This is a genomic window from Cryobacterium sp. Y57, from assembly GCF_002929505.1.
In the GTDB taxonomy this organism is placed as follows: domain Bacteria; phylum Actinomycetota; class Actinomycetes; order Actinomycetales; family Microbacteriaceae; genus Cryobacterium.
In genome coordinates this window covers 1-26506 of sequence record NZ_PJJL01000056.1, presented here as the reverse complement: position 1 = coordinate 26506, position 26506 = coordinate 1, and the positions used below count along the sequence as shown (strand labels likewise).

At 64.2% G+C, this 26506-nt stretch carries 24 protein-coding genes; 5 read left to right on the top strand and 19 right to left on the bottom strand.

The annotated features are described in order from the left end of the window. Positions 1 to 588 precede the first annotated feature (588 nt). From CXY72_RS04560 to CXY72_RS04550, 3 genes are all read right to left on the bottom strand, one after another. Positions 589 to 1650: a hypothetical protein gene (locus CXY72_RS04560; protein ID WP_104126520.1), complete on the bottom strand. Its 1062-nt coding sequence runs from the start codon at positions 1648 to 1650 to the stop codon at positions 589 to 591. Positions 1651 to 1775: 125 nt separating this feature from the next. Beyond that, positions 1776 to 2843, bottom strand: a complete 1068-nt coding sequence (locus CXY72_RS04555; RefSeq protein ID WP_104126519.1) for an acyltransferase — start codon at positions 2841 to 2843, stop codon at positions 1776 to 1778. Next, a complete protein-coding gene (locus CXY72_RS04550; RefSeq protein ID WP_104126518.1) occupies positions 2840 to 4165 on the bottom strand; it encodes an O-antigen ligase family protein in 1326 nt (441 codons plus the stop codon). The genes CXY72_RS04555 and CXY72_RS04550 overlap by 4 nt, the downstream gene beginning before the upstream one ends. 235 nt (positions 4166 to 4400) lie before the next feature. On the opposite strand from CXY72_RS04550, the gene CXY72_RS04545 reads away from it, so the two are divergent. Both CXY72_RS04545 and CXY72_RS04540 read left to right on the top strand, forming a co-directional pair. Next, positions 4401 to 5357: a hypothetical protein gene (locus tag CXY72_RS04545; RefSeq protein ID WP_104126517.1), complete on the top strand. Its 957-nt coding sequence runs from the start codon at positions 4401 to 4403 to the stop codon at positions 5355 to 5357. A gap of 109 nt (positions 5358 to 5466) precedes the next feature. After that, on the top strand, positions 5467 to 6744 hold the full coding sequence (locus CXY72_RS04540) for an oligosaccharide flippase family protein (protein ID WP_158252464.1): 1278 nt from the start codon (positions 5467 to 5469) through the stop codon (positions 6742 to 6744). Here the strand turns inward: CXY72_RS04540 and CXY72_RS04535 are convergent. Further along, a complete protein-coding gene (locus CXY72_RS04535) occupies positions 6741 to 7694 on the bottom strand; it encodes a glycosyltransferase family 2 protein (protein ID WP_104126515.1) in 954 nt (317 codons plus the stop codon). The two genes, CXY72_RS04540 and CXY72_RS04535, sit on opposite strands and share 4 nt — an antisense overlap. Positions 7695 to 7744: 50 nt before the next feature. Beyond that, positions 7745 to 8701, bottom strand: coding sequence for a prolyl aminopeptidase (gene pip / locus CXY72_RS04530; protein ID WP_104126514.1), 957 nt, complete (start codon positions 8699 to 8701; stop codon positions 7745 to 7747). An 88-nt stretch (positions 8702 to 8789) separates the two neighbouring features. Here pip and CXY72_RS04525 point away from each other — a divergent pair, with 88 nt between their 5' ends. Then, positions 8790 to 9176 (top strand): TraR/DksA family transcriptional regulator, encoded by a 387-nt coding sequence (locus tag CXY72_RS04525; protein ID WP_104126513.1) that lies wholly within the window; start codon positions 8790 to 8792, stop codon positions 9174 to 9176. Between the two features lie 16 nt (positions 9177 to 9192). Here CXY72_RS04525 and CXY72_RS04520 read toward each other — a convergent pair whose 3' ends face one another. The 14 genes from CXY72_RS04520 to paaA all read right to left on the bottom strand — a co-directional run bounded on the left by CXY72_RS04520 (position 9193) and on the right by paaA (position 23975). Then, positions 9193 to 9888, bottom strand: coding sequence for a response regulator transcription factor (locus CXY72_RS04520; RefSeq protein ID WP_104126512.1), 696 nt, complete (start codon positions 9886 to 9888; stop codon positions 9193 to 9195). After that, complete coding sequence (locus CXY72_RS04515; protein WP_104126511.1) at positions 9885 to 11147, bottom strand: sensor histidine kinase; 1263 nt, start codon at positions 11145 to 11147, stop codon at positions 9885 to 9887. The genes CXY72_RS04520 and CXY72_RS04515 overlap by 4 nt, the downstream gene beginning before the upstream one ends. Before the next feature lie 16 nt (positions 11148 to 11163). After that, entirely contained in the window at positions 11164 to 12018 is an 855-nt protein-coding gene (locus CXY72_RS04510; protein ID WP_104126510.1) for an ABC transporter permease, read from the bottom strand. Further along, positions 12015 to 12953: an ABC transporter ATP-binding protein gene (locus CXY72_RS04505; protein ID WP_104126509.1), complete on the bottom strand. Its 939-nt coding sequence runs from the start codon at positions 12951 to 12953 to the stop codon at positions 12015 to 12017. The genes CXY72_RS04510 and CXY72_RS04505 overlap by 4 nt, the downstream gene beginning before the upstream one ends. A 149-nt stretch (positions 12954 to 13102) precedes the next feature. Then, complete coding sequence (locus CXY72_RS04500) at positions 13103 to 15223, bottom strand: acyl-CoA dehydrogenase (RefSeq protein ID WP_104126508.1); 2121 nt, start codon at positions 15221 to 15223, stop codon at positions 13103 to 13105. Between the two features lie 184 nt (positions 15224 to 15407). Then, positions 15408 to 17513, bottom strand: coding sequence for a DNA helicase RecQ (gene recQ, locus CXY72_RS04495; RefSeq protein WP_370446207.1), 2106 nt, complete (start codon positions 17511 to 17513; stop codon positions 15408 to 15410). A gap of 117 nt (positions 17514 to 17630) precedes the next feature. After that, positions 17631 to 18323: a copper resistance CopC family protein gene (locus CXY72_RS04490; RefSeq protein WP_158252463.1), complete on the bottom strand. Its 693-nt coding sequence runs from the start codon at positions 18321 to 18323 to the stop codon at positions 17631 to 17633. A 180-nt stretch (positions 18324 to 18503) separates the two neighbouring features. Next, positions 18504 to 19130, bottom strand: a complete 627-nt coding sequence (locus CXY72_RS04485; RefSeq protein ID WP_104126506.1) for a hypothetical protein — start codon at positions 19128 to 19130, stop codon at positions 18504 to 18506. 156 nt (positions 19131 to 19286) lie between these two features. Then, positions 19287 to 20069 carry an enoyl-CoA hydratase/isomerase family protein gene (locus CXY72_RS04480; protein ID WP_104126505.1) on the bottom strand — a complete coding sequence of 261 codons (783 nt, stop codon included), beginning with the start codon at positions 20067 to 20069 and terminating at the stop codon, positions 19287 to 19289. Between the two features lie 64 nt (positions 20070 to 20133). Further along, positions 20134 to 21279, bottom strand: a complete 1146-nt coding sequence (gene paaE / locus CXY72_RS04475) for a 1,2-phenylacetyl-CoA epoxidase subunit PaaE (RefSeq protein WP_104126504.1) — start codon at positions 21277 to 21279, stop codon at positions 20134 to 20136. Beyond that, the gene (paaD, locus tag CXY72_RS04470) at positions 21279 to 21824 is read right to left on the bottom strand and encodes a 1,2-phenylacetyl-CoA epoxidase subunit PaaD (protein WP_104126503.1); all 546 of its coding nucleotides are present in this window, start codon (positions 21822 to 21824) and stop codon (positions 21279 to 21281) included. Before paaD ends, paaE begins: the two co-directional genes overlap by 1 nt. Beyond that, the gene (paaC, locus tag CXY72_RS04465; RefSeq protein ID WP_104126502.1) at positions 21818 to 22672 is read right to left on the bottom strand and encodes a 1,2-phenylacetyl-CoA epoxidase subunit PaaC; all 855 of its coding nucleotides are present in this window, start codon (positions 22670 to 22672) and stop codon (positions 21818 to 21820) included. The genes paaD and paaC overlap by 7 nt, the downstream gene beginning before the upstream one ends. Beyond that, positions 22669 to 22974, bottom strand: coding sequence for a 1,2-phenylacetyl-CoA epoxidase subunit PaaB (paaB, locus tag CXY72_RS04460; protein ID WP_104126501.1), 306 nt, complete (start codon positions 22972 to 22974; stop codon positions 22669 to 22671). The genes paaC and paaB overlap by 4 nt, the downstream gene beginning before the upstream one ends. Next, the gene (gene paaA / locus CXY72_RS04455) at positions 22971 to 23975 is read right to left on the bottom strand and encodes a 1,2-phenylacetyl-CoA epoxidase subunit PaaA (protein ID WP_104126549.1); all 1005 of its coding nucleotides are present in this window, start codon (positions 23973 to 23975) and stop codon (positions 22971 to 22973) included. Before paaA ends, paaB begins: the two co-directional genes overlap by 4 nt. Positions 23976 to 24383: 408 nt before the next feature. Between paaA and paaK the strand changes: the two genes are divergently transcribed. Together paaK and CXY72_RS04445 are read left to right on the top strand one after the other, a co-directional pair. Beyond that, positions 24384 to 25703, top strand: coding sequence for a phenylacetate--CoA ligase PaaK (gene paaK / locus CXY72_RS04450; protein ID WP_104126500.1), 1320 nt, complete (start codon positions 24384 to 24386; stop codon positions 25701 to 25703). A gap of 41 nt (positions 25704 to 25744) precedes the next feature. Next, positions 25745 to 26344: a TetR/AcrR family transcriptional regulator gene (locus CXY72_RS04445; RefSeq protein ID WP_104126499.1), complete on the top strand. Its 600-nt coding sequence runs from the start codon at positions 25745 to 25747 to the stop codon at positions 26342 to 26344. The last annotated feature ends 162 nt before the right edge of the window (positions 26345 to 26506 follow it).

The window sequence follows — 26506 nt, the reverse complement described above, 5'->3', positions numbered from 1 at the left end:
GGAGCAGGAGCAGGACTCGGTGCCGGAGCAGGAGCAGGACTCGGTGCCGGAGCAGGACTCGGTGCCGGAGCAGGCCGCGGTGCCGGAGCCAGAATCGGTTCGGGAGTGGTTGGAAAGAGTTGAGCCAGCAGCCAGCGCAACTGCGCCGGGGTCAGGCCCATTCCGAACGCAGTGCGGGCCGCGGGGGGCGCTGCGGGCTCGCCCCGCCCTGGAGTGATTGTGTAGCCGGGTGCTATCGTGTCCACAGCTTGAACGGGAGCGATTCCCACAAGGGCGCCGGTCAATCCGAGGACCACAGCGGCGACTGCCGTCGTGCGTGCGCGGCGAAACGGGGAACGAGTTCTCTGTGCGGCGGGTAAGCCGTGGGTCAGTTTCGGGTTGAGTTTCATTTAGGTGATTTCGTGTCCTGCACACGCTTCGGGGCGTGTTGGGCGGGGCAGCTGAGGGGAGCCGCCTGTCATTGGTACAGCATTCCGTGTCGATGCGGTTCGGTCAAACGAGAAGCTGTGAAAACCTTGAGGCGGGCGCTGTGGATGCCGCGCGCGAGGGCTTTGGCTTTGGCTTTGGCTTTGATGTTGGCTTGCCGGGTTAGCCCGCATGCACCGAGACTGTCAGGCTATCGGGCGTGTAGTAGTTGCGAGCGGTGCTGATCTTGGTCGTGCTGGGCGCGATAATGGCGCAGTTGGCCAGCCTGGTATTGCGTCCGAACTTGTTGTCGGTGACGACGGTGCCGTAGATCGGACCATACGATTTCTGGGCCACGTTGATGGTGCAGGCGCCGCCGTCGGCATAGTTGTTCGTGAAGGAGAAGTTCGAGACGTCACCGGTGTCCTGGGTGATCTGCACTCCGGCGTTGTGGGAACCGCTCAGGGTACTTCCGTACACCTTGATATTGCTGCCCTTTTGAATCTGGATGGAGTCATCATGGCTGGGCTTTCCACCTTGATTCGGATCGCTGGTGTAGTGCAGGTTGCCGTGCAACCAGGAATTCGCGATCGTGACATTACTGCCGGTCACGTGAGCACCATCAATGACGCCGTGGATATCAACGCGAGTCAGCGTGAAGTTGTAGCCGTAGATGCCATTGATGTTGGGGGACGGCTGTGACGGATACAACTCCGAATCGATGATCTTCAGACCCGAGCGCCCGCCGAGGTTATTGACCAGCGCAGCGGGACCGCTAACGCTTCGTCCGCGAATGATCGAGTTCTTGATTGTCACATTGATCGCGTTGATCTTGACCAGGCCGCGAATATCCAAGCCGTTGATGACGGTACCGGCCTGGGTGATATTGAGATCGCCGTTGTGCACCCTCAGGGTGGTACCGGAAGGAACTCCAGTAGTACCGGCAGTCGCGGTGGCGATCCGAACGACGCCTCCGGCCTGGGCCTGGGCCGGGGCCACCAAGCCGGCCAGCGGAATCAGAACGGCGAGGGTAGCTGCAGCGACGAAAGCTGGAGGTCGCGTGCTGGTCTTGCGCCGCATCCGAGTGCGTTGCAGACGAACTGCATTCGTCAGATCGACACGGGTGAGGTCTGGACGAGGTGGGTCATAACGATGCACGGCGGGGTGGTGCTGGTACACGCCGCGAGAATACTGCGGGGTCAGGGTGAGCGGTCGGCGATGAGAACGTGAAATATGGTCAGTCATGGATTCATTTCGGGTGGTGCACGTTCGGGTATGCGGGTGAGACAACTGCAGGGAGTCGCCGATAGCTACTAGAGTGTTGCCCAAAAATGAAATTACGTCAAATTAGCAGTGCGCGTTCGCTGAGCTCACGTTGGCTCCGCCGACCGGGTGGGGCGTTCTGAGCGGCGGTGGCGCCACTCGAGTTCAGTGATTAGCGGCGGCGGCTCGTAGGCGTAACGCAGCCAGCTGCGCGATGCAAACCGGTTCAGCAAGAGTGCGAGAAATACGGCCGCCGCGGCAAGAATGAGAGGCAACACGGGCGCAATGTCGGCGACCGCACTCAACAGGATCGGGAGCGACAGCGCGGAGGAAATGAGGATGACGATGGGTGTGTGCGCCAGGTAAATGGGCAGGGTGATGCGCCCGATCATGCCAAGCCAGCGTGCGGTGTGCAGGGTGCGACTGAACGCAATCCCGCCGACGACACCGACCAGACAGTTCAGAAAGTACAAGCCGAAAACATCGCGCAGCCCTAGCAGCGCGACAGCGGTGGTGACGGCCACCCAGACGAACATGGCGGTACCAACGAGCAGCCGGTTGTCGACCGTACCGATGCGAATGATCCAGCTGCGCAGGTAAATGCCGGCCAGAAAAAAGAAGTAGTACTTGAGCGACCCGGACCACCCGACATTAGGCGTATCGAGTCCGCTGAGCGCCACGACAGAGACTGCACCGGCAACGACGAGTTGCAGCCGTGGATTGACGCGACGACAGAGCTTGGCCACTATGAAAAAGATCGACAGGGCCCAGATGAACCAGAGTTCGAACCGAGGCAGCACCGGAGACGCCACGAGGTCCAGTATGGCGTGCCGCACGCCGAATCCTACGCCTGTCACGGTCTGGTTGATCAGAAACACGATCGAACCGACCACCTCCCACAGCAGGAAGACCCAGAGGTAGAGGCGCACCTTAACCGTCCATAGATCGCGCCACGGCTTCAGGAGCCATTTGGGGGCGAATAGGCCCGACAGAACAAAGAACAAGGGCATGCGCATCGAGGACAGCGAGTCGTTGATTTCGCGCCAATACGGAATATCGAAACCAGCGCCGATCAGCCAGTTCGCTGAGTGGAACAGGGCGACGAGCAGGATAGCGATGCCCCGGCCGGTATCCACCCAGCCAACGCGTTCGGCCGCGGGTTTGGTGCCGCTCATCGTCGACGCCGCGCCATCGTGAGCCGAAGGGGTCCGGGGCGCTGCAGCGCGGCATCCCGTTCGGTCGGCACCCTGCGGGTGATGAGCAGCCCGAGAACAAGAACGAGCAGCACGGATGAGCTGAAGAACGGGCCGAAGAACATGAACCAGACGGCTTTGATGCCGAGGTACAGCAGCACGGCACTGGCGGTGTTGGCTGCCACGTGCACGCCGATACTACGCACGATGAGCACGAGGATGATCAGGGTGAGCATAAGCCCAGGGAGGCCGAAGGCCGCCCAGAAGTCACCGATGACCGAGTGCAGTTCGATGTGGCCGCCGAACATGTAGTTGTCGACATAGCCGTTATTCGGCTCGTAGTTGATCGCAGCCATGCCGGTCTTGGCGGCCAGTATGTCTTCTGGATTAGGCACGGCGCCAACGCCGAACCCCCACGGCTGATGCTGCATGAGCGCGATCGTCGCCGCGAGTTCGGGGCGCCCGCCGAGGATGAGCGAACCGGTCTCGTTGAGCTGCGCGAGGGTACGCTGCTGGGTGGCTGCACCGAGTGCGCCGTCGAGAATGAGCGACTGAATCACGTTGAAGACGATGAGACCAAGAACGCCGAGTCCGAGGAGCGCGCGCAGCGCCGACTTGCCGCGCGTAGGTCGGGTCGGACGCATTTGCCAGGCGACTAAAAGCACAGTCAGCAGCATGAACGCGAACGCGGAACGGGCATCCGTCAAGGTAGCCACGACGGTGAGTGCCAGCGCGACGGCCAGCTCCAGCCAGCGGCGGCGCAGCTGCAGCGTGATTCCGAGCAGCAGAATCGTCAAGGCTACCGAATAGCCGAAACGCCATGGATTCGCCGCGTACAGCTCACTCGACGGCGAGACACCGAGCAGGATTCCGGCACCGTACCAGATGGCGATTTGGGAGTCCGGCAGAACGGTGCGCGCCCAGAGCACGAAGCCGACGCCGGCGATCAACCCGACGAGACCGGCGATCGACCCGAACGCCTGACCGAGACTCGCCTCGTGCGTGGGCGCGGATAGGACGGTGAGCCAGATACCCGAGCCGATCGCGACCAGGCCTCCGATCAGGAGCAGCCGAGCGCCCCAGTATTGGCGCAGAATCGGGAACCACACAGGGAACAGTGCGATACAGACCACGGCGCCCACAGTGACGCCTCGGTCGATGTCGATGCGCAGCGCGATAACGACCAGAACAACAATGGCAATGAACTTATTGCCAAGGGGCGGGACCTGGTGCACGAAACGGCCCGCGCGGGTGCGCTTGAGTGGCACCGGAGCAGGTCGCACCGAGGCGATATTAGAGCGCACCTGAGGGATCAATAGCAACCACCACCCGGGCCGCACAGGGGCGATTCGGGCACCAACCCCTGTTGCGCAGCCGCATCGTGCATAACAATAGACGGCTCAGCAGGGAAGAGACAAGGGCAAACTCTCTCAAATTGAGGGAAAATCATCCCCCCGAGGAGGGGGGCAGGTGTGGGTCGCGCGGCCTGTATAGTGGCGGTTTCGTGAGAGATATTCATTGTGCAACCGGAAGTAGCTTGTGGTCATCAATAACGTGGTCATCAACACCATCCATCGGCTTGTCACCGATCTGCACCGAGACCCCGCCGCCCTCGCGCAGCGGGCCAGAGTCAAGCTACGCCTTGCGGGTCTGCGCGTGACCAATCGGATGAGCCGTCGATCCGTGACAGGATCGGGCACCGTGGTGGTGAACCTGACCTCCTTCGGCCATCGAATCGCCTTTGTGCACTATGCCCTCGAGACCATCGCCGCCGGGCGAATCCGCCCCCGGCGCCTCATTCTCTGGCTCGATGACGCCGCGGCGCTCGCGCACCCACCGGCCACACTGCGTCGTTTGCAGCGGCGCGGCCTGGAAATTCAATCCTGCCCCGACTTCGGACCACATAAAAAACAGTTTCCATATGCCTCTTCCTCACCGACACTCCCCCTGGTTGCCGCCGATGACGACGTCTTATACCCGCGCACCTGGCTGGCCGAATTACTCGAGGCGGCCACTCGGCATCCGCTGGAGATCGTCGGGCAGCGCGCCCACACGGTCACCTTTGACGGCGATCGGGTCGCCCTCTACTCTCGCTGGGTCGCGGCCCGTAGGACCGCCGCGAGTTATCGAACGCTCTGCACCGGTGTCTCCGGAATCTACTACCCGCTCAGCCTGCTCGATGCGCTACGCGCCGAAGGTGATGCCTTTCTGCGGGTCGCTCCGCGGGCGGACGATTTGTGGGTCTACTCAGTCGCCGTTCGGCACGGCATTCGAGCCCGTCAGGTGGGTGAGGCTCAGGCCGAGTATCCGGCCATTCCGGGTTCGCAGCGGGGCACCCTGTACCGGCAGAATGTGACCGAGGGCGGCAATGATGCCCAGTTCGCGGCGTGCGTGGGCGACGCAGAACGGGAGCGGATACTGCGCGATGACCCCCGTGATTCGCTCGTGTTGCGGGCGAGTCCCGCGCTGCGAGTGGTGAGCAGCGATGACACCTAGGCGACCCCGAGGGCTGATGGCCGCTCAGCGGGCCACCGACCGTGCGGTCGAGCCTTCAGCGGGCTCCACCCCAGGCCGGACGGTCGCCCCGAATTCGGTGTCGCGCAACATGACCATCGCGCTGATCGGAAACGCTTTCCCCCCACTGGTCGCGCTGTTTTCCGGTCCGATCCTGGCCCAGGCACTCGGGGTTGACGGTCGTGGTGCTGTGGCCGCTGCGACCGCGCCTCTCGCCCTCGTGGTCACGGTAGCAACCTTTGGTGTTCCCGAAGCCGTCACCTGGGCGATTGCCCGTAACCCCACCCTGGCCCGCAACGCCTCAAACCGGGGCATGGTCATTCTGGTTATCGCGGGGCTGCTCGCCATGGGCGCCGTCACTTTGTCAGCGGCCTGGCTCAGCGGTGGCGACCCGACGGTGCAGCAACTTATTCTGGTAGCCTGCCTGGCCATTGTGCCCAATTTGCTCGTCGGCGTATTCCGGGGAGTAGCATCCGCTACCCAAAGCTGGCGGCTGGTTGCCGTAGAGCGCATTGTGACCTCGTCACTGCGGCTCGCTGTCCTCATTCCGTTCTGGCTCACCGACAACCTGACGCCGCTCGTGGCGACGATCGCGGTGGCCGCGATGCCGGTGACCGGGCTGTTCGTCTACATCGGGCGTATGCGCAGCCTCGATCCACGGGCCTTCGACGTTCCGCGCGAGGCGCGCACGGCCGGACTATTGAGCTATGGACTGCGCATCTGGGTCGGCTCGCTGTCCGGAATTCTGCTGTCCAGGCTCGACCAGGTGCTCATGACACCGTTCGCCGGCACCTATCAACTCGGGTTGTACGTGGTCGCAGTGAGCGTGAGTGAACTCCCGCTGATCATCAACCAGGCGGTGCGGGACGTGACTTTTGTGACCGATGCTGCTGATTCCGTCGACGCGCGTCTCGCCTCCTCGGCTCGCATCAGCACTCTGCTGTGCGGGCTGGCCGCCGCGTTCCTCGGCATCAGCATGTTGTGGTGGCTGCCTTTTCTGTTCGGCGAGGATTTTCGCCCCGCACTGCCGGTGGCCGGTGTGCTGCTCGCTGCAGTGGTGCTCGGCACTCCCGGGTCGATCGGCGGCTCCGGCTTGAGCGCCCGCGGACGCCCAGGCCTGCGCAGCATGTCGCTTATGATCGCCTGCCTGGTGAATATCAGCATGCTGATCGTCTTGGCACCACCGCTCGGCGCAATGGGAGCCGCGCTGGCGACCCTGGCCGGCAACCTCATTTCCAGCAACCTGAATTTGTTGTTCATGTATCGCAAATTCAACATCAACCCGCTGCAGTTCTACGGCGTGCGGCGCACCGACTTCGTGACTCTGTGCGAGTACGCCAAGCGGTTCATTCGGCGGCGTAAGCGCTAGGTCGTTCTGGTTGGGGCAGGTGTCGGCGTGGAGGCAGATACCGGCCGGTAAGCGAGGCCGTCGCGAAGCCCGCGGGCCGCAGCCAGAAGCGGCTGCAGCGAGCTCAGCAGCTGCCGTCGCCCCCCACGGGAGATGACCTCCCAAGCCGCCGGCACGCTGCGTCGACGCCATCTCCGGCGGTCGTCGTCGGTAAGGTTACGAGCCGCGTAAACCAGGCGGTTGCGTACGTTGTAGTAATAGTAGGAGTACGACTTGGCCTGGCCGGCGCTGTGCTGGCCGGCGCCCTGAGTGCCGCCCTGCGCGTGAGTGGCGTACGCATCGGCGCAGACCGTGACCTCTCCCCCGGCCAACAGCACCCGGTGTGAGAGTTCGACGTCTTCCCAGTACAGAAAATAGTCGTCGCTGAACCCGCCGACCCGGCGCCAGAGATCATCACTGATGAGCAGGCACGCGCCGCTCAGCCAGGGGGTGACCCGTATGCCCGGGTGGTCCCCGCGCTTGCGGGTGGCGCGCACGCGCCCGTCTTCGAGGTACAGATCGCTACCGTCGAACCACACCGTACCGTCCGGCCGCAGGATGCGGGGCGAGACCAGGGTGAGCGGATGCCGGGTGACGGCCTCGAGCAGGCGGGCGACCTGGTCAGCGGAGATGGCGGCATCCGGATTCAAGAGGAGAAAATGGGTGCGCCCATTCTGCTGCGCCCGCGCGACGCCGAGGTTCATCCCGCCGCCGAAGCCGCGGTTGGTCGCCGACAGCACATGCTGCCAGCCTTCGCGTTCGGCGATCATCGCCACCCTGGCCTGCTCCGCGGCGTCGGTGAAATTGTCGACGACCACGATGTGCAGGCCGGGTGCCGATCGGGACAGCGGTTGGAGGTTCTCTTCGAGCAACGCTGCCGACCCGAAATTCACCACCACCACGGCGAGGGAAGCGAAGTTCGAGTCGGTCATGCGGTCAGTATTGCAGATCCGCGAGGATTGCCAGACGAATTCTCAATGGATTAGGTTGCGAAGCGGTCGGTCGCCACAGTAATGGCGTCGAGAATACCGGGCTGGTCGAAGGCGTGGCCGGCATCGGGGATGAGGCAGAATTCGGCTTCCGGCCAGTTCTTGTGCAGGTCCCACGCGGTGAACGCTGGGGTGCACATGTCATAGCGGCCCTGTACAATGACGCCGGGGATATTGGCGAGGCGGGAGGCGTTGTCGATGAGCTGGTTGGGGGTGAGCCAGCCTTTGTTGGTGAAGAAATGGTTCTCGATACGGGCGAAGGCCACCGCAAAAGCGGGGTCGGAGAAGCTGGCGATCTTGTCGGGTTCCTGCAGCAGGGTGATGGTCGAGGATTCCCAGGTGGCCCACGCCACGCCAGCACGTTCGCGCACGAATTGGTCGGGGTCGTGCAGCAGCCGGCCGTAAGCCTCGATCAGGTGGCCGCGTTCGTTTTCGGGAACGGGCGCAAGGAAGGACTCCCACAGGTCGGGGTAGATCGCGGCGGCACCGCCCTCGTAGAACCAGTCGAGCTCGACCGGGCGCAGGGTGAAGATGCCGCGTACGACGAGTTCGGTGACCTTCTCCGGGTGGGTCTCGGCGTAGGCGAGGGCGAGAGTGCTGCCCCACGATCCGCCGCACACCAGCCAACGGTCAATGCCGAGGTGCTCGCGCAGTTTCTCCAGGTCGGCCACGAGGGTCCAGGTGGTGTTGACGCCCAGATCGACGTCGGGCTCGCTCGCGTGCGGTGTGCTGAGACCGCAACCGCGCTGGTCAAAGAGGATGATGCGGTACTTCGCCGGGTCAAAAGCCCGACGCTGGTTCGGACCGGACCCGCCGCCCGGGCCGCCGTGCAGATAGACCGCCGGCTTGCCGTCTGGGTTGCCGGAGGCTTCCCAGTAGATGGTCTGGTTGTCGCCGACATCGAGCATGCCGGTTTCGTAGGGTTCAAGCTCGGGATAGAAGGTACGCATGCGATGAGCCTATTCCCCAGATCGGAGGTTGATCGATTTCACAAATTCACCGTTGGGACTAAGCGGTCGGGGCGTGCAACGATAGATCATGGCGAGCACCTCACTCTCGGACGCCGAGCTCCAGCGCTTCGACAAGGCCCTCAGGGATCAGCGCGCGTTAACGGCGACCGAGCTGAACCGGCTGGCCGAGTCGCTCACGAACGTGCGTGAGGCGCGCAGCGACGGATCGGCCGACGACGAGCACGACCCAGAAGGTCCGACGCTCTCGGGTGAGTGGTCACGAATTGTCGGTGTCCACGGCGAGTTCACTGAGAAAATCGCCGCAATCGATCGTTCGCTTGCCCGAATCGCTGACGGGAGTTATGGCACCTGCATCCGATGCGGTAAACCCATCGGGGCAGCCCGACTGTCCGCCCTGTTGACAGCGGAGCTGTGCATCGACTGTGCCAGGCTGGTCGAAGGCCGCGGTCGGTGACGAACCCGGCCGACGGTCACTGTCCGACGAGGCCCCGTTCATAGGCCAGAATGACCGCTTGCACCCGGTCTCGAAGGCCAAGTTTGTGCAGGATTCGGCCGACATGGGTCTTCACGGTCGATTCGGAGAGAAAAAACCGCTCGGCCAGTTCCGGGTTGGACAGCCCCTCGGCAATAGCGAGAAAGACCTCGGTCTCCCGCTCGGTGAGCTGCGCGAGGGCCTGGGCTGCGCATCCGTTTTCGGCGTCGGTCTGTGGCAGCTGGGTACCGAAGAGGTCGAGCAGGCGGCGGGTCACCCGTGGTGAAACGGATGCCTCCCCCGAGACGACCGTGCGAATGGCACTGATCAGCTCCCGCGGTTCGGAGTTTTTCAGCAGGAAGCCGCTCGCGCCGGCGCGCAGGCCGCCGAAGGCGTACTCGTCGAGGTCGAAGGTGGTGAGAATGATGATGCGGGTGTCCGGGTGGGCCGCCATGATTTGTCGCGTAGCCTCGATGCCGTCGAGCCCCGGCATGCGCACGTCCATCAGAATGACCTGCGGGCGCGCGCTCGTGGCGAGTGCGATCGCCTCCACGCCGTCGGCGGCTTCGGCGACGACACTGAAATCGTCTTCGGCCTCGAGCACCATGCGAAAGCCCACGCGCAGGAGCGCCTGGTCGTCGACGAGCATAATGCGGATGGGTTCAGGCGGTGGGGTTGGTCCCGGTACGGTCATCTGCGCTCCTCGATCACTGGTGATTCGTCCTCGAAGGCCATCGCGGCGTGCACGCGCCATCCGTCGTGGATTCCTGCTCCGGCTTCAAAGTCGCCGCCATAAATGGACACCCGTTCCTGCATGCCGATCAAGCCGCGGCCGAACGCACGCGCGCCCGACTCCCGGCGCTTCCGACCGTTATCGCTAATGGTGACCTCGACAGTTCCGGGGGCCGAGTGCAACTCCACCACGACCCGTGTGGGTGTATCCGCGTATCGCAGCACGTTGGTAAGCGACTCTTGCACCAGGCGAAAAATTGTCAACTGGACGCTCGGATTAGCCGGTTCGCGGCCGCTGCGTTCCAAGACGACGGGCAGTCCGGTCGACCGGAAGGATTCGACGAGGTCAGCCAGTTGGTCGATTCCCGGCTGCGGCGAACGCGGGGCCGGCTCGGTACCGAGATCGAGTATGCCGAGCAGACGCCGCATCTCGGTCATCGATCGGCGCCCAGTGCTGGCGATGTCGAGCATCGCCGCACGAGAGCGCTCAACGTTCTTGGGCGCGATGGCATAGGCACCGTCGGCGAGCGCCACCATAACGGACAGGCTGTGGGCGACAACGTCGTGCATTTCGGAAGCGATGCGGGCGCGCTCGGACAGGCGTGAGAATTGAGCTTGCTGGTCGCGTTCACGGGTCAGCTGCGCGGCCAGATCGACCAACGAGATCACGTAACGTCTGCTGTTTCCCACATTGACGCCGACCAGGGTAGTAGCCAGCATCATGATCCCGATCTGGATGGCCACTGGAATCCACGGTAAATCGGCCGGATTATCGGTCTGCCAGGCGGCCAGACTTGCCAGCAGCGTTGACGCCCCAGACCCGATCCACGCGCTGCGCGCATCGGAGTACACCGCAACCGCGTAGAGCGCGAGGAGCTGGGCGACGAGATTCGCTTCGCCATAGTCGGTGAAGGTGAGCAGGCTGATCCAAGTGATGACTAAGACGAGCCGAGGCATCCGTCGTCGAAAGATTAGGGCGACGGCCAGAACCAACGCAATGGCACCGTTCAGTACGATATCGCCGAGGGGAGCAGGCTCGGCAGCCAGCCCGTTGCCCACGAGGGTGAGCGCCATCGGTACCACGTAGATCGCTGCGATCAGCGCGTCGGCCACGTGCGGATGTCGACTCCAAAACCGCCGCACCACCCCGGGCGGAGTAGGCAACGCCACCACTCCCCCCGGCGCGGAGTCGCGCGCGGGAAGAGAGGTGTTGATGCTCATTCTTCGATGGTACGGGTTAGGCGTCGCGTCGTTTGAGCAACAGCGCGGCCACCCCGAGGCTCACTGCCACCCACGCGAGAACGATCAGGAGCGCCTGCCAGGATTCCACCATGGTCGGGGCGATCATCTCGGAGCCGGCCACGGTGAACATGAACGGCATCAGGTCGGCAACCCACTCGACGAGTAGGGAAAACACTGCCACAACCGTCGGCAGGAGCAGGATAATGCCCAGCACTGTCGCGATGCCGCCAGCGCTGCTGCGCACGATCGTGCCGATACCAACCGAGAACACCGCGATGAGGGCGAGGAACAGCACGTTGCCGAGCAATGGCATGATCACGTCGACGTCGAACAGGCTTGCAGTGACGTCCTGGGATCCCAGGATGGGGGTGGCTACGAGGAACGAGCCGAGCACACTGAACAGGCCCACCAGGAAGGTGAACCCGAACACCACGATTACCTTGGCCCAGAGCGCGGCCAAACGGCCCGGTACCGCGGTGAGCGTCGACTTGATCATGCCAGTGGAGTATTCGCCGCTGATCGAGAGCACGCCAAGAACAGCGACGATCATTTGCCCAAGGCCCAATCCGGTGGTGCAGACGATGACGAACATCTGCGCGCTATCGACGGCCATGGCGGCACCGGTGGCCGGGTCGAATCCGGCCGTTTCCGGCGACAAGGCGAAGGACATCGCTACGGTGAGTCCCAGCGCGGCCACGACGACGAGGGAAAAGGTCCAGTAGGTGGATCGCAGGCTCCAGAGCTTGATCGATTCAGACTTGAGCAGGCCGCTGAAGCGCAGCCCGGAGCCGGTTGAAACGAAGGGGGCCCGAGAAGCGGATTGCGTTGTCTGGTGGGTCTGGGTGCTCATCGAGCGACCTCCGCTTCGGTGTGGGAGGAGGAATCGCCGGTGCGATACTCCACTTCGTTCTGCGTGAGTTTCATGTAGGCGTCCTCGAGGGAGGCGTTCACCGCCGAGAGCTCGTGCAGGGAGATCTGGGCGGCAGCGGCGCGGTCACCGATCTCGGTCACGGTCAGTCCGCTGATCTCGAGCACGTCCTGCTCGACGTTGGTGATGGTGACATCGTCCTGTGCCAGCAGGGCGGCGAGGGCCGCCGAGTGCGGAGTGCGCACGCGAACCGTGTTCTGCGCGGCCGAGGCGATGATATCGGCGACCGAGGCATCCGCTATCACCCGACCGCGGCCAAGGACGATGATGTGGTCGGCGGTGAGCGCCATCTCGCTCATGAGGTGCGAGGAGAGCAGCACGGTGCGACCCTCGGCGGCGAGCTGTTTGGTGAGCTTGCGCACCCACTGCACACCCTCCGGGTCGAGGCCGTTGACCGGCTCGTCCAGGATGAGGGTGGCCGGGTCACCGAGCAACGCGGCGGCGATACCGAGACGCTGGCCCATTCCGAGCGAGAAACCGCCGACGCGCTTTCGGGCGACGGACTCCAGGCCGGTGAGGTTGATGACCTCGTGCACCCGGCTAGTGGGGATGTTGTGCGTTGCGGCCATGGCGCGCAGGTGGTTGTACGCGCTGCGGCCGGTGTGCACGGCCTTGGCGTCGAGCAACACTCCAACCTCACGCAGCGGCGCCTTGTGCTCGTGGTATAGCTTACCGTTGACGATGACCGATCCGGCGCTGGGTCGGTCCAGACCCACGATCATGCGCATTGTGGTGGACTTGCCGGCGCCGTTCGGCCCGAGAAACCCGGTGACTTTGCCCGGCTGCACCGTGAAGTCGATCGCGTCGACCGCGGTCTTGCTTCCGTAGTGCTTGGTCAGGGACTGTGCCTGGATCACGACTGCCTCATTCCGTTGATGGGTGAGGCCCCCATTTCACTGCGTTGAAGCCCCCATACCAAACGGTATGGTTTACCCCTCTGTGGCGCATCAACCGTGGGGATGGTTGTGCGCCACCGGTGTCGTACCTGAGTACGACGCGCGCTGCCCTATCGTTTGACCGACTTTTCGGGTGTTGGAGCGGCCCCCGACGCCCGCCGGTCGGCGTAGTAGTCGCGCGCCTCGTTCTGACGTTCACGCTCAATACCGCTCGCGATCGTAGCCCGCAGGTGATCTGGCGAGTAGCCGAACGCGTCGACGAGATCGAGGGCATGCGGACGGATGCGCGCGATCAGCCGGTCAATGTAGGCCGTGACGGCCTGGGCCCGCTGCGCAGAGAGCCGACCGTGAATGAGGTACCAGGCCAGGTTCTTCTCGACCAGGCCGAGGCCGAACAGGTCGCGCAGCCAGGTGAGCACCTGCTTGGTGCCGGCATCCGCTGTGGCGTCCAGCGCCCGGGTGAACGACTCCCATTGCAGCAGTTCGCCGTGGGCGCGTGCTGCCTCGATGAGCTCGTTCTGGTGCGCGTTGAACAGGTCGGCGGCCTGCTTCTTTGGCAATTTATTGGTGCCGCGCAACTTGCCGGCGACCTCACCGATCATGCTCTCGACCCGATCGGTGAGCAGCTCGCGCTGCACATCACTCTCGCGGAGGGCACCGACCGAGCGGGCCGTTGATCCACGGTCGGCAACGGACTGGACCAGGGTACGCAGGCCCGTGCCGTGGTAGGCGCGACCAGCGGCGTGCTGCACGACGTAGCGGGCGAGGGCGCCGGCATCCGCTGTGGCGAATTTACGGCTGTAATCGGTGAGCAGACGCTTGGCGACAAGCTGCAGCAGCACGTTGTTGTCGCCCTCGAAGGTCGCGAAGACGTCGAGGTCGGCGCGCAGCCCGACGAGGCGATTCTCGGCCATGAAGCCTGCGCCGCCGCAGGCTTCACGCGCCTCCTGCAGGGTGTCGAGGGCGTGCCAGGTGGAGAGCGGCTTGAGCGCGGCAGCGAGGGTCTCGAGATCTTGCCGGTCATCGTCGGTGTCGGCTTTGCCACTGAACACGTCGTCGAACTTCACCAGAAACTCGTCGTGCGCGAAGGTCTGGGCGTACGTCGTGGCCAGGCGCGGAAACAACCGGCGCTGGTGCCGTTGGTAGTCGAGGATGACCTCCTCGTCGGTGTCACTGCCGGCGGTGAACTGCCGACGCTGGCTTCCATAGGTGATTGCGATGGTCAGGGCCAGAGCGGATGCCGCGGTGGCGGCCCCGTCGAGCGACACGCGGCCCTGCACCAGCGTGCCCAGCATTGTGAAGAAGCGACGGCCGGGGCTTGATATCGGGCTGGAATATGCGCCGTCCGGGGCGACGTCGCCGTACCGGTTGAGCAGGTTTTCACGCGGGATGCGTACGTCGGTGAAGTGCAGGCGACCATTGTCGATGCCGTTGAGGCCACCCTTCAAACCGTCGTCCTCGCCGCCGACACCGGGCAGAAAGTCGCCGTTTTCATCGCGAATCGGCAAGTAAAAGGCGTGCACACCGTGGTTGACGCCCTGGGTGATGAGTTGCGCAAACAAGACGGCGGCGATGCCGTCCTTCGCGGCGTTACCGAGGTAATCCTTCCAGGCAGCGCGAAACGGGGTGTTGACGACGAACTCGCCGGTGGCGACGTCGAAGGTAGCGGTGGTCGCGATACTCGCCACGTCTGAGCCATGACCGATTTCGGTCATGGCGAACGCACCCGGCACGCTCAGGTCCATGATGCCGGGAAGGTACTTATCGTGGTGCGGCTTGGTGCCGAGGTGCAGCACAGCGGCTCCGAACAAGCCCCACTGCACGCCGCCCTTGATCTGCAGACTCGGGTCGGCAATGACGAGTTCTTCAAAACCCGCAATGTTTCCCCCGTGGTCGTTCTGGCCGCCCAGGTGCTTGGGAAAGGCGCGCAGTACGTGGCCGTTGGCTGCGAGCACCTTGAGCTGCTCGAGAACGCGCAGCCGGTGGTCAGCCATGGAGAGGCCCTCGATGCGCTGCATATCGGGGCGCGCGGTCACTTCTCGGGCGGCGAGGCGCACGTCGGCCCAGGTGCCGAGCAACTGGCGCCCGAGTTGATCGACGTTGACTGCTGGGGCGCTGGGATCACCGATGGACTTGATGGGTCCGGTGTCGACGCTGGGATCGAGGCTGGAATCGAGGCGGGGATCGATCGTCGTCGATCGGGTACTGGAGCGCTGTTTCGTGTCAACCATGGGTGGTCCTAACTGTTCGCGCGAAAGTGATGATCGCAACGTTAGGGCCGCATGGTCATGGTCGTGAAACGCGCGGTGCGGGGGCAACAACGAGAGATGCCGCCCCCGGCATCCGTTTTGTAGGGTTACTACAACTCGGAGCCGTGCGCACCTGCGCTCCCGCACAAATAACGCACCGTTATGATCAGGCGGACGCCGCGACAACCTCGAGCAGGGCTGCGCCGTAGGCTTCGAGTTTCTTAGCACCGATACCGGTGATGCCGTCGAGCGCGGCGAGCGTGGTGGGAGCTGCTGCGGCCACAGCGATGAGGGTCGCGTCACCGAAGACGATGTAGGCGGGAACGCCCTGCTCCTTTGACTCGGCCGAACGCCACACACGCAGGGCCTCGAACACGGTCTCCTGGGACATGCTGAGGTCGGCGGCCGCGACTTTCGCTGCGCTCGGGCGGCGGGCGGCGCTGGAACGTGCGGGACGGTCGGGTTCGCGCCGCAGTCGCACATCGCGACTGCCCCCGAGAACCTCGGCGGCAGCATCCGTCAGCACGAGGGTTCCGTATTCTCCGGAGGTAGCGAGCAGCCCTTGAGCCAGCATTTGGCGCACGACGCCACGCCAGGCCTGGTCGCTGAGATCGGCGCCAAGGCCCCAGGTGCTCAGCTCGGTATGCCGGTATTGGGTGGCTCGGGGGGTTTCTTTGCCGCGGAGGATGTCAATGAGGTGGCCGGCGCCGAACTTCTGGTTGCGTTCGCGGTGCAGGCGAACGATGGTGGAAAGCAGTTTCTGGGCGGGGATGGTGCCGTCCCAGGCTTCGGGGGGTTCCAGGCAGGTGTCGCAGTTGCCGCAGGGTTCGCTGGTCTGGCCAAAATATCGCAGCAGGTTGACGCGGCGGCAGTGCACGGTTTCGCAGATGGCGAGCATGGCGTCGAGGTGGGCGGAGAGCTTGCGCCGATGGCCGAGGTCGCCGGGCGACTCATCGATCATGCGACGCTGCTGCACCACGTCTTGCAGGCCGTAGGCGAGCCAGGCCGTGGCCGGGGCGCCGTCGCGGCCGGCGCGACCGGTCTCCTGGTAGTAGCCCTCGACCGATTTGGGCAGGTCGATGTGAGCGACGAAACGCACGTCGGGCTTGTCGATTCCCATACCGAACGCGATCGTGGCCACGATGACGACGCCCTCTTCGCGCAGGAACCGGGACTGGGTGCGAGCGCGCAGTCCCGCGTCGAGCCCGGCGTGATACGGCAGGGCGTTGACGCCGTTCTGACGCAGAAACTCGGCGGTCTGGTCGACCGTCTTGCGGCTGAGCGCATAGACGATTCCGGCGTCGCCGGGGTGCTCCGTCTTGAGCAAAGACAGCAGTTGCTTGCGCACCTCGGCCTTACCGACGATGCGGTACTGAATGTTGGGTCGGTCGAAGCTCGCCACGAAGTGCTTCGCGTCGCCCAGCTGCAGGCGGGTCGTGATCTCCCGGTGGGTGGCGTCCGTCGCGGTGGCGGTGAGGGCGATGCGCGGTACGTCGGGCCAGCGCTCGGCTAGTTCGCTGAGCGCGAGGTAGTCGGGCCGAAAATCGTGACCCCACTGCGACACGCAGTGGGCCTCGTCGATGGCGAACAAAGCGATGGTACCGCGCTCGAGCAGCCGTTTGGTCGCCTCATTCGACAGGCGCTCCGGAGCGACGTAGAGCAAATCGAGGTCGCCGTTCAGGTAGTCGCGTTCGACCTGGTTGCGAGTCTGCGAATCCTGGCTGGAATTGAGGAACTCGGCGCGCACACCCACGGCAGTGAGGGCATCCACCTGGTCTTGCATCAGGGCGATGAGGGGTGAGACGACGATGCCGGTACCGGGTCGCACGAGCGCGGGAATTTGGTAACACAGGCTCTTGCCGCCGCCGGTAGGCATGAGCACAACGGCGTCCTTGCCGTCGACGACCTGTGCAATGATCTCAGCCTGGTCGCCGCGAAACGAGTCGTAGCCGAACACGGTGTGCAGGGCTTCAGCCGCGGTGGAGAACTTGCGGGTCGCTGCGCGAACCGGGATGGCGGACCGGGTGGCCGCAGCCCCGCTGCGTTGGCTCGAAGCGGGTGCTACGGCCGGCTGGACCGGCTGCCGCCCGACAGACTGGCTGGCAGCGTATTCCCGGTCCGACTCTGGCGGTGGAGCGTCGTAATCGTCGGGGGCATCGGAGTCACTCGGGCCCTCGAAGTCACTGGGGCCGTCGAAGTCACTGGGGCCGTCGAAGTTCCTGGGTGGTTCAACGTCGTCGGGGTTCCGGGGCAGCTCAGCGTTCCAACTCACCTACATAACTTTACCCGGCCCCCCTGACACGTTTCCGCGCGCCAATCCGATCCGCGACAGCGGGTAACTGGGTGCTTCGCTGTATCTGAAGCAAGCATTTACCCGCTGTCTGGTGAGTCAGCTACGGCGTGTGCGGCGCAGGACGAGCAGGGTCACTGCGCCAGCGAGCAGGACCGCACCGATGGCTCCGCCGATCCAGGCGATGGTCGGCAGGGGGCTGTCGCTGGCGGCACTCGATCCGGTGTCCGCGGTGACGTCCGTGGTGGCGGCATCCGCTTCGATCCCGCACGATGCAGCCGCGGTCGCACCGTCAGCGAGTGTTTGGCCCGGGGCTGGCTTCCAAGTGAAAGTGAATTCGTCTGAGATCGAGTGGCCGTCGGTGGAGACCGTCTGCCAGATCACCGTGTATTGGCCGGCCGCACCGAGCTGCGCCGCGGTTTCGATCGTGGCACCGGAGACCGTTGCGCACCCGTCACCGTAGAACAGCGGCGCGCTGGCCGGCCCGGTGACGACCATCGCAGCCCCGGAGCCGGATGCGCCGAGATCGAGCAACTGGTCACTCGTGGTGACCGAGAGCACACCGGGCTGCTCAGTCACCACCGCGTCAGCCGCCGGTGAGGAACCGACGACGTTGTTGTGAGCGGATGCCGGGGCCGCGCCCCAGCCCAGGGCCGCGGCAGCTACGACGACCGCGAATACGGCTCGGGCCGCACGGCGGGTGGCCGAAGCAGTCTGCCGGCGGGTCGACTTCTGGTGCGCGGTTCGGTGGAGGGGGGCTGTCGCTCCGTTGGGCGTCGTGTTGGCGCGCACGGTACTAGACCGACTGCTTGCGTTGGGCGGTGGTGGCCGATGTAGCGGCGGCACCGTGGGGGGTCGTGAACTTCATGATTGTCCTTTAGCGTGGGGTGCCCGGCGCTGACCGAACGGGGCCGGAGCGGCCTATGCTCTGCGTTCGGTGCGGCGGGGAAAATGGTCTGGTTCGTGGCTGTGTCAGGCAAAGAACGCGCTGGACGGCGGGCCACGATGCCGCATGGCCGACAACACGAGAACCAGATCGCGCGGCGCGAACACCGGCGCCTCGTGCCCGATGCGAAGCGGTGCCGCGACCGGCACGACCACCGGTGTGGGGACGTAGAGGGTGCGCATGCCCAGGCGAACGCTTTCGACGAGGCCCCAGAACGCGCGCTCCCCAGAACGCAGCATCAGGATAGTGATAACGGCGGCTCCGAGGTGGGCGACCCACATGGTGGCACCGTCATGCGTGACATCAGCGCCCCCGCCCGGTGCGAGCGGGCCGATCAGACCGGGCAGTGCCGCATGCTGGTGGGTACCCGACGCGGCGAGGGCTTCGGCACCGAGCGCACCACCGGGTGCGCTGAGTGAGAACAGTCCGTGAAAGATGAGCTGACTGATCAGCACGGATGCGGTACCACGCCAGAACGATAAGGTACGACCCGACAGAGCGACGCACACCATGCCGGCGAAGGCGAGCGACACGACGACCGCCAGCAGACCGGGTACTGAGTCACCGCCGAGCGTGTGCGACAGGGCGGTGGTGAAGGTCGACAACACGGCAACGATCCAGCCGCGTGCGAAGCGGGCCCAGCGTGTGTGCATGACGACCCCTCTCCGGTATCGTCCAGGGTGACTTTTTTCGAGCAAGTTCCTTCAGAATAACGGACAGACCTTGCAAAAAGACTGGTGGGAGCTAGTCGTCGACCGCGGTCGGCACGTCGTCGTGGACCGAGCGGGTTGTCGGCAGCCACCTTCGGTTCAGTGCGGGCAGGCGCGCCCGGTGAAGGCGGGCTTGCGCTTCTGTTGGAACGCGGCGAAGCCCTCGTGGTAATCGCCTGTGGCGCAGAGCGCGGCCTGGGCGGCGTTCTCGTCGCTCATGCTCCGCCAGAGGCCAAGGCGTTCGTCGCGCAGCGACTGCACGAGCACCTTGCTTGCGAGAAAAGCCTGAGTGGCACCGGATGCCGCGTGCGCGGCTGCCTGCACGGTTGCCGCGTTCAGCTCTGCCGCTGCAAAGACCTGGCTGAACAAGCCTCCGGCGACGGCCTCAGCTCCAGACATCAGGCGTCCGCTGTAGATCAGATCGAGGGTACGGTGCGCGCCGAGGCGTTCGACGAAGAGGGCGTGTCCACCCGAATCGAGGGTGGCGCCGAGGTTGGCGAACGGTGAACCGATCTTGGCGGTATCGGCGACATAGACGACGTCGGTGGCGATGAGCAGGCCGAGGCCCACTCCAAGACACGCGCCGTGGGCGGCCGCGAAGGTCGGTGCCGGAAACTTGCTCATGCGCTGCAGCAGCGGGGTGACCAGATCACCGAGGTAGCCGAGTACGTCGTCGGTGCCCGGGTCGACCGCCGAGATATCGCGGCCGGCGCAGAAGGCCCGGCCCACGCCGCTCAGCACGAGTGCACGCACGCCGGCCCGCTCGGCCTCCCGGTAGGCCGCGTCGAGTGCGACGATTGCGCCCTCATCAAGGGCGTTGAGTTTGTCGGGCGCGTTCAGCACCACGTGGGCGACGTCGTTGTCTAGGGAAAGCTCGATCACGGCATCCGCTTTCTGCGCTGTTAGATATCTGGCTGTCAGATGTTGGGTGTCAGATATGGTGTTGTCATGTGTCGTAGTCGACGACGACGGTGTCGGTGGTCGGATGCGACTGGCAGGTCAGCACATAGCCACGAGCGAGTTCTTCTGGCTCGAGCGCGTAGTTCTCGGTCATGGTGACGTCGCCGCTGACCAGTTTGGCGCGGCAGGTTCCGCAGACGCCTCCGGCACAGGCGAAGGGAACGTCGGGCCGCACCCGCAGGGCAGCATTCAGAATGCTCTCGTTCGCGTTTACCGGGGTGGTGACCGTGTTGCTCTGGCCGTCGAGTGTGAACTCGATCTGGAAGGTCTTGTCACCCGTGCCGATGATGACCGGCCGACCGCGGTCACCGTGTGCGGCCGAGGGTTCGCCGGTGGTGAACAGCTCGAAGCGCACCTGCGACCGATCCACACCGGCACTCTCGAGCGTGTCCCGGCAGAGCTGCACCAATTCGAACGGACCACAGAGAAACCACTCATCGACCGTAGCGGGGCGCAGGATCGTGTCGAGCATGCGCCGAAATTTCTCCTCATCGATGCGGCCGGAGAGCAACGAGGATGAGCGCTGCTCGCGAGAGAGCACGTGGTAGAGCGCGAGGCGGGCCGGGTAACGGTCCTTGAGCTCAGCGAGTTCGTCGAGGAACATCACGTCGAGCGCGGTGCGGTTGGTGTAGACGAGGGTGAACATCGACGTCGGTGAGGCAGCGAGCACGGTGTGCGCGAGCGCCATCAGCGGGGTGATTCCCGAACCGGCGGCCACTCCGACGATGTGCTTATGGCTTAGGCCCTGCAGGGTGGAAACGAAGCTGCCCTGCGGGCTCATCACGTCGAGTGTGTCTCCGGCGTGCAGCTCGCTGTTGGCCCAGGTGGAGAACGCGCCGCCAAGGTCGCGTTTGATCGCGACGCTGATCTGGCCGGATGTCTCCGGCCGGCAGATCGAATAGCTGCGACGCAGCTCCTTAACGTCAATCGTGGCGCGCAGGGCGAGATGCTGGCCGGGCAGGTAGTTGAACGCGCCCTGCAGTTTAGGAGGAACGATGAAGGTGACTTCGACGCTGTCGGCTGTGAGCGGGCGCACTTCAGCCACCGTCAGGGTGTGAAAGCGGGCGCGGTGCTTGACCGGCGCCAGAGTCGTGGCACCCGGGGTGGTGGATTCGAGACGTATTGCAGCCATTAGAGCACCTTGAAGTAGTCGAACGGCTCGAGGCAGTCTCGGCATTCGTAGAGAGACTTGCAGGAGGTGGAGCCGAAGTGCGCGAGCTCGCGGGTGTTGAGTGACGAACAGCGCGGGCACTTGACGGCCATTTTCAGACGAATCGGGCCGGCCGGGCCGGAACCACGCACGGTCGCGTGCCCGGTTGGGGCGGCGATGCCGTATTCGCGGAGTTTATTCTTACCGATCTCGCTCATCCAGTCGGTGGTCCAGGCCGGGCTGAGCACGAGCCGCACCGACACATTCTCGTAGCCAGCGCTCGCGAGCACGGCCAGGACGTCGTCGCGCATGGCGTCCATGGCGGGGCATCCGCTGTAGGTCGGCGTCAGGGTCACCGCGACAGCATCACTGGTGACCCTGACCGACCGCAGCACACCGAGGTCTGCGATGGTGAGTATCGGAATCTCGGGGTCGACGACCTGGGCGGCGATTGTCCAGGCGGCGAGCGAAGCCGCGTCGATGGGACGCGGGCGCGAGATCGCCTCGTGCGCGGCGACGGTCACCATGATGCTCCGGGGTGGGCGCGGGTGAGCACCTGCATCTCGGCGAGGAGAAAAGCGAGGTGTTCGGAATGTTTTCCGATGCGTCCTCCGCCCGAGGCGACGAATCCGTTGGGGAGTTCGACTTCGGCTTCGGCGAACACCGGTGCGATGGCGGCGTCGAAAGCGGGGCGCAGGCTCGACGGGCGCACCGCGATTCCTTCGAGGCGGTCGATGAGTGGTTCGTCCCGGAAGATCTCGTCGACGTAGGGCCACAGGTCGGACAGGGCGGTGATCATTCGGCGACGCGATTCGTCGGTGCCCTGCGCGAGGCGCAGCATCCACTGGGTCGCGTGGTCGCGGTGATAGTCGACCTCCTTCACTGCCTTGGCGGCGATCGCGGCAAGCGTTTGATCAGCGGATGCCCGCAGCCGGCTGTACAGCTCGAACACGTAGTGGGACACGACGAACTGGCGTGCGATCGTGTGTGCGAAGTCACCGTTGGGCTGCTCGACGATGTGCAGCGACCGAAAATCGGGCTCGGTGCGCCAGTAGGCGAGGTCGTCTTCGGTACGGTTCGTCGCAGTTCCGGCGTAGTGCAGCAGGGACCGGGCGTGGCCGATCAGGTCGAGGGCGACGTTGCCGAGGGCAACATCTTCTTCGAGCTCGGGTGCGCGGGAGATCCAGGCGCCAAGCTGCTGGGCCAGGACCAGAGCGTCATCGCCGAGCCACAGGGCGTACTCCGCCACGTCGGGTGTGGCGAGGGATGGGCCTTCGATGAGTTCGGCGTCGAGCGTGGTGACGGCGACGGCGACGTGACCGTGGTCGTCGGCATCCGCTCTGGCGCTGTCAATGCTCACAGTGTCCTCGCTCATAGGTGTTTGACTCCTTCACTCTTGGAGTAGTAGCTCGCGTGGCGGTAGTTCTTGCCGGCTGATGATTCGAAGAAGGCGCCCTTGGCGTCTGGATCACTCGTGGTGATGGCGGCGGCGGGAACAACCCAGACCGAGACACCCTCACCGCGTCGGGTGTACAGGTCACGCGCATTGCGCACGGCGAGAGTTTCGTCGGGAGCGTGCAGGGAGCCAACGTGCACGTGGCTGAGGCCGCGGTTGGAACGCACGAACACCTCCCAGAGGGGCCAGATTTCAGAAGCGGAATCGCCGGGAGTGGTCATTTCGATGCCATTTCTTCGGTTCGTGCACACTGTTTGCGGGCGGTTTGTTTAATGGCATAGGCTGCGGCGGCTTCGCGTACCCACGCACCGTCCTCGTGGGCGTCGCGTCGACGCTGTAGACGCTGGGCGTTGTTCGGGCCGCGACCGGCGAGCACCTCGTGAAACTCGGTCCAGTCGATCGTGCCGAGGTCCCATTGCTGGGTTTCTTCGTTGAAGTGCAGGTCGGGGTCGGGCAGGGTGACGCCGAGCACGGCCGCCTGAGGAACAATCATGTTCACGAAGCGCTGGCGCAGTTCGTCGTTGGAGTGACGCTTGATCTTCCACGCCATGGACTGCGCCGAGTTGGGCGAGTCATCATCGGGCGGGCCGAACATCATGAGCGCGGGCCAGTACCAACGGTTGACTGATTCCTGCGCCATCTGCCGCTGCTCCGCTGTGCCCTGCATGAGCTCGAGCAGAATCTCGAAGCCCTGACGCTGGTGGAAGGATTCTTCCTTGCAGATGCGCACCATCGCGCGGCCGTAAGGGCCATACGAGGCGCGGCAGAGCGGCACCTGGTTGCAGATAGCGGCACCGTCGACCAGCCAGCCGATTGAGCCCATATCGGCCCAGCTCGGAGTCTGGTAATTGAAGATCGACGAGTAACGCGCCGTGCCAGCGATGAGGGCATCCGTCATGTCGTCGCGGGTGGCGCCGAGGGTCTGCGCGGCGGAATAGAGGTAGAGGCCGTGGCCGGCTTCGTCTTGCACCTTGGCCAGGAGAATGGCTTTGCGCTTGAGGCTCGGGGCGCGAGTGATCCAGTTGGACTCGGGCTGCATGCCGATGATCTCCGAGTGTGCGTGCTGCGAGATCTGGCGCACGAGTGATTTACGGTACCCCTCGGGCATCCAATCGCGCGGTTCGATGCGCGAGTCAGCTTCGATCAAGTCGTTGAACTGCTGCTCTTCGACGCTGATATCGGCGGTCGCGCTCGTATCGGGCGTGAAGGTGCTTGTCATCATCGGCTCCTGGTCTGCGTTGACTGCGGTGATCGTGGTGGGTTTCGGGCACAAACGGGCGGCGCTACAGTGGCGCACACTGGCAATGTCGCGCACGAATGCACAATTTATTCCCGACCGATCGTTCAGTTAGTATATAGTCACATTATCGGCCGGGCAACCCCCGACCGAAACGGCCACTCAACGAGGAGAACCGAATGACCGAATCGCGCTCACGGCGTTCGCCATCGCCTGGAATGATTCGCACCACGTCACGCTGGCCGCTGGCGCGGACATCACATATCTGGCACCGACCACGAGCGGCCAGAATCTCACCGCTACCGCGCTGCTGCGCGTAAAGATCGGTCACAGCCGCACTACCAACTGGCCCGTTCCCGACCGCAGTCACCTCTAACCCTTCTGGAAGGCACTATGTCAACGTTGACTAAGACCCGTCTGCACGCACCGGCACTCGACGAACTCGACCCGGCCGAGCGGATGTCCCAGGGCGAGATTCGCGCGCTGCAACTGATTCGGTTACAGAACACCGTGCGGCACGCCTACGAGAATGTGCCCCTCTATACGCGCAAATTTGATGCTGCCGGAGTGCACCCCGGCGACATTCGCACCTTGGAAGATATCTCGCTCTTACCCTTCACCACCAAAGACGACCTGCGGATCTCCTACCCATTCGGCATGTTCGCGGTACCGATGGACCGGGTCGCGCGCATTCACACATCGTCAGGGACAACCGGCCTGCCGACCGTGGTCGGGTACACCAAGAGCGACCTCGCTATGTGGGCTGGTCTGGTCGCCCGCAGCCTGCGTGCGTCTGGCGTGCGTCCGGGAATGAAGGTGCACAACGCCTACGGCTACGGTTTGTTCACGGGAGGGCTCGGTGCCCATGCCGGCATTGAAGCGCTGGGCGTTTGCGCCATCCCTATGTCGGGCGGCCAGACCAACAAACAGGTGCAGATGATCACCGACTTCGAGCCCGATGTCATTCTGTCGACACCCAGCTACCTGCTCACGATCACCGACGCCATGGTTGCTGCCGGTCTTGATCCACGCCGCTCGAGCCTGAAGGCCGGCGTGCTCGGTGCCGAGCCGTGGACCAATCAGATGCGTCTGGAACTTGAAGACCGTCTCGACTTCGATGCGCTCGACATCTATGGCCTCAGCGAGGTCATGGGGCCTGGTGTCGGCAATGAGTGCATCGAGTCCAAGGACGGCCCGCACCTTTGGGAAGATCATTTTCTGCCCGAGATCGTCAATGGTGACACCGGACACAGCCTGCCCGATGGAGAAACCGGAGAGCTCGTCTTCACGTCGCTGACCAAGAAGGCCTTTCCGGTCATCCGCTACCGTACCCGCGACCTGACTCGATTGCTGCCTGGCACCGCGCGGCCGGGAATGCGCCGCATGGAGAAGATCACCGGCCGCAACGACGACATGATCATTCTGCGCGGGGTGAACCTGTTCCCGAGCCAGATCGAGGAGATCGTGCTCGGTATCGAGCATCTCTCCCCGCATTTCGTGCTCGAGCTGACACGCCCTTCGCGCATGGACGAGCTCACCGTGCGCATCGAGCGACACGAGCACGCCAATGATGCGACATCGGCCATTGCCCGTGCGTTGCTCATTGCCCTGATCAAGGATCGGATCGGATCGAGTGTGAACGTGCTGATAGTCGAACCCGGCACCCTGCCGCGCAGTGCCGGAAAGCACAAACGCGTCTACGACCTGCGCTAGCCGGTCATGGTCGGTACGCCTGCGTGAGAGACTCAAGTCCTATGTCTGACGTACACCCACCGAAACGCGGCCGCCCCGGCTATGACCAGCGCGCCATTCTTGAGATCGCCGTGACCGCGTTCAACGAATTCGGCTATGACGCGACCTCGATGGGAGTGCTCGCGACGCGGCTGGCCCTGTCGAAGGCTGCAATCTATCACCACTTCGCCTCCAAGGATGAAGTGCTCCAACTCGCCCTCGACGAAGCCCTCAACGGTCTCGAGGGCGTGCTGCTCGAGTCTGGTGCGCTAACCGGTAGTGCGATTGACCGCCTGGCCTACGTGCTTCGGGGTGCCGTGCACATTTTGACGTCTCGGCTACCGTACGTGACCCTACTGCTGCGTGTGCGTGGTAACACGGAGGTCGAGCGCTTGGCTCTCACCCGTCGCCGTGCCTTTGACCGAGCGGTCTCCGCCCTCGTCATCGAAGCCCGTGATGAGGGCTCATTGCGCAGCGACATCGACCCGCGCGTCGTCACGCGCCTGCTCTTCGGCATGGTCAATTCGATCGCCGAGTGGTACCGCCCCGCGGGTCCCGAAGACGCCGGTCGCCTCGCGGACGACGTACTCGCCGTAGCCCTGGACGGCCTGCGTCGCCGCTAGTTCCTGAACGAGAAAAGGCCACGCACAGTGTGCGCGGCCTCTAATCTTCTGATGCGTTAACGCAGAAAAGCCATCCGGTGAGGGATGGCTTTTCTGGTGTTTCTAAGTTAAGTCCGGCGGTGTCCTACTCTCCCACAGGGTCCCCCCTGCAGTACCATCGGC